Source organism: Chitinophaga sp., from assembly GCF_036569185.1.
Taxonomy (GTDB): Bacteria; Bacteroidota; Bacteroidia; order Chitinophagales; family Chitinophagaceae; genus Chitinophaga.
In genome coordinates, this window is the sequence record NZ_DATCRD010000066.1 from 1 (window position 1) to 3055 (window position 3055).

The 3055-nt window shown below is 45.8% G+C and carries 4 protein-coding genes; 3 read left to right on the top strand and 1 reads right to left on the bottom strand.

Annotated elements, in window-relative coordinates; genetic code table 11:
* Positions 1-331: 331 nt before the first annotated feature.
* Entirely contained in the window at positions 332-892 is a 561-nt protein-coding gene (locus VIM72_RS04710) for a dihydrofolate reductase family protein (protein WP_332001711.1), read from the bottom strand.
* Between the two features lie 125 nt (positions 893-1017).
* Here VIM72_RS04710 and VIM72_RS04715 point away from each other — a divergent pair, with 125 nt between their 5' ends.
* The 3 genes from VIM72_RS04715 to VIM72_RS04725 all read left to right on the top strand — a co-directional run.
* Positions 1018-1875 carry a serine hydrolase gene (locus tag VIM72_RS04715; RefSeq protein WP_332001713.1) on the top strand — a complete coding sequence of 286 codons (858 nt, stop codon included), beginning with the start codon at positions 1018-1020 and terminating at the stop codon, positions 1873-1875.
* Between the two features lie 72 nt (positions 1876-1947).
* Positions 1948-2529 (top strand): TetR/AcrR family transcriptional regulator, encoded by a 582-nt coding sequence (locus tag VIM72_RS04720; RefSeq protein WP_332001714.1) that lies wholly within the window; start codon positions 1948-1950, stop codon positions 2527-2529.
* Positions 2530-2601: 72 nt separating this feature from the next.
* Positions 2602-3055, top strand: a 454-nt coding sequence (locus VIM72_RS04725) for an SDR family NAD(P)-dependent oxidoreductase (RefSeq protein ID WP_332001715.1), incomplete at its 3' end; no start/stop codon positions are given.

Sequence of the window (3055 nt, forward strand, 5' to 3'; positions counted from 1 at the left end):
CCGTAGCCTATGATATTTGCCGTGTTGTCCGGCAGTTCGGAAATGTTTTCAAGATGTTGAAACAGAAAGTCCCGGAGCTGAGAGGCAAGCGCAGACGTGGTTTCATCGTAACTGTGAAGGATTTTTTCCACGGCCGGATGCTTCGCCGGTGATTGAACAGGCTTCATGGTAAGTTGTTTGATCCCTGTTACAAATGTGGTGATTAAATCCGGGAGTACAAGGGTTAATTTTTGATGCGGGTGTAGGTGGAACTGCCTCCATCCATTATTATCCTGCCATCATCAGTATATGGATAACCGGACAAGGTGAATGTATGGTTCACGATATCGTATCAGCGAGCCCTTTCATAGGTCAGCAAGGTAACGCCTGACGCAAAACCTTTTGCATCCAGTAATTTGAGCCGGTGTTTTTCCCGGATATTTTCAAACAGTGGTTTACCCCGGCCCAGTATCACCGGGTGCACCGCCAGTTTAAAAACGTCTACCAGGCCTGCATTCAGGAAAGTGGTAACCAGTTTGCCCCCTCCATAAAGCCAGATGTTTTTCCCCGGTTGCCGCACAATTTCAGCCACCTTTTCCGGGATGTTGTTATTAATGAAAACAGCATCCGTACCATCGCCTGTCCGGGTTTTTGAAAAAACATATTTCGTCTTGCTATGAAGTAAATCATACGCTTGCTTCAGCTTTGGGCTTGCATGCTCATCCGGCTTGGTATTGCCCCATTTTTCATAGCTTACTCTTCCATAGAATATAATGTCTTTGTCGGCCAGGATATCGTTAAGAATATCGCCGAAATCTGTTCCTTCATCTCTCACCAGCCAGTCGAGCTCACCATTGGGCCCTTCAATAAAACCATCCAGTGTAATGGCAAGGTTTAAAATAATCTTTCTCATTTTTGTGAAATATTATCGTTTAACCAGATAACAACTATTATCAAAAATTGGTTGGTACACCCGGGCAAAATCCCTTATGAAAAATTGCCTGTTGTTTTATAACTTAAAGCAAACATATCATACATATGCGCCGATTGTTGCTGTTACTATTGTTTGTGCCTGTATTGGCCTTTTCGCAGGAAGACCGGAAACTTGAAAAGGGGTTAAGAAATATTGTAGCCGGGTTTAACGGGGACGTAGGAATTTATGTGAAGAATCTTAGAACCGGGCGTTATGCCGGCATTAATGCCGATACCATTTTTCCCACTGCCAGCATCGTTAAAATCCCTATCCTGGTGGGCGTCTTCGATAAAATTGAAAAAGGGGAACTGAAATATCATCAGCCTTTGATATACCGGGATTCCATCAAATACGGCGGATCAGGCCTGATGCAGTTTTTCAGGGACAGCACCGCTACAGAGCTCAGCGTGTTGCTGGCGCTGATGATGTCTTACAGCGATAACACCGCGTCTATCTGGAACCAGGCACTGGCCGGAGGCGGGCAGCGTATCAATGAGTTAATGGAACAGTACGGGCTGGCCGTTACCCGCGTTAATTCCCGTACTCCAGGTCGTGAGGCGATCTGGAAAGTATATGGCTGGGGCATGACTACCCCCCGGGAAATGGCCACGTTGCTGGTGAAGATCCGCCGGGGAGAGGTGATCAGTAAAGCCGCTTCAGAACGGATGTACCGGCTCATGACACATGGCTATTATGACGAAACAGGGCTGTCGCGTATTCCTCCCTATGTACAGGCCGCGCATAAGACCGGCTCCCTGGATGCTTCCAGGTCGGAAGTAATACTGGTGAACGAACCACGCGGTGAGTACGTATTTTATGTAGGCACCAAAAATAATAAGGACCAGCGGTGGACAGACGATAACGAAGCCCAAACCCTCATCAGGAACATTTCCGCTTACCTGTGGAACTACTTCAAACATTAATATTAAACATCAAAGTGCATTTGTTTTATAGAAATACCTATTTTTGTATTGATTAACACAAAATATAGATGTATGAGAGGAAGACCCGCCATATTTGATAATAAAGAAGTGATAGAAAAAGCCCAGAAGGTTTTCTGGACAAAAGGATTTACCGCTACTTCCCTGGAAGACGTGCTAACGGCAACAGGAATGGGCAGTGGCAGTTTTTATAACACGTTCAAAGGAGGGAAGAAGGAACTGTTCCGCAAGGCGCTTAACCAGCGCAGGGAAGCATTCAGGGCGTTTGAAACCGCGCTTAATCAAAGCGATGCCCCCATGGAACTGATCAGGGACTTTTTCCGCAGCATAGCCCGGGCCGATCATGATACGCACCTGCAGGGATGTTTGGTGGTGAACACAGTGGTGGAAATGGCCGCTCTTGATAAAGACCTGGAAGAGGAAGCCGTGGCCATCCTGAAGGAGACAGAACATCTTTATACTAAAGCCATCCGCAGGGCACAGAGGGAAGGAACCATGAAAAATCAAACCGACCCGGTGATACTGGGCCGCTACCTGATCACCCTGTGGAATGGTATAAACGTTACCAGGCGGATGTATCCTGATAATAAAATACTGCTTAAACAGATTGATATGCAGCTGGAAATACTACGCTGATTTTTTTTAGATATTTTTGTAATGATCAATACAAAATAATATTTTCATCTTCATAAAATAAAAAAAACGTACATGGATTTACAACTGACATCCAAAACAGCCTTTGTCAGCGGATCAACACAAGGTATAGGTTATGCCATTGCCAAAGCATTATTGCAGGAAAGAGCCACGGTGATCATCAACGGTAGAACACCGGAAAGAACCGCTATGGCAGTACAGCGGCTGAAGGATGAAATACCGGGCGCCGAAGTATCGGGCATTGCGGCCGACTTTACCAAAGTAACGGAAGTGAACAGCTTACTGGATTCATTGCCGTATATTGATATCCTGGTAAACAACGTCGGAATATTTGAACTGAAAGCATTTACAGATATTGAAGATGAAGACTGGCAGAAAATATTTGAAGTGAATGTAATGAGCGGCATCCGGTTGTCGAGGCGCCTGCTTCCCGGGATGCTGGAGAAGAACTGGGGCCGGGTTATTTTTATCAGCAGCGAATCAGGCGTTAATATCCCGGGGAATATGG

What these genes read in the sequence shown, in the direction of transcription:
- VIM72_RS04715 (WP_332001713.1), top strand. Translation starts at nt 1,018, where the DNA reads ATGCGCCGATTGTTGCTGTTACTATTGTTTGTGCCTGTATTGGCCTTT.
- VIM72_RS04720 (WP_332001714.1), top strand. Translation starts at nt 1,948, where the DNA reads ATGAGAGGAAGACCCGCCATATTTGATAATAAAGAAGTGATAGAAAAA.
- VIM72_RS04710 (WP_332001711.1), bottom strand. Translation starts at nt 892, where the DNA reads ATGAGAAAGATTATTTTAAACCTTGCCATTACACTGGATGGTTTTATT.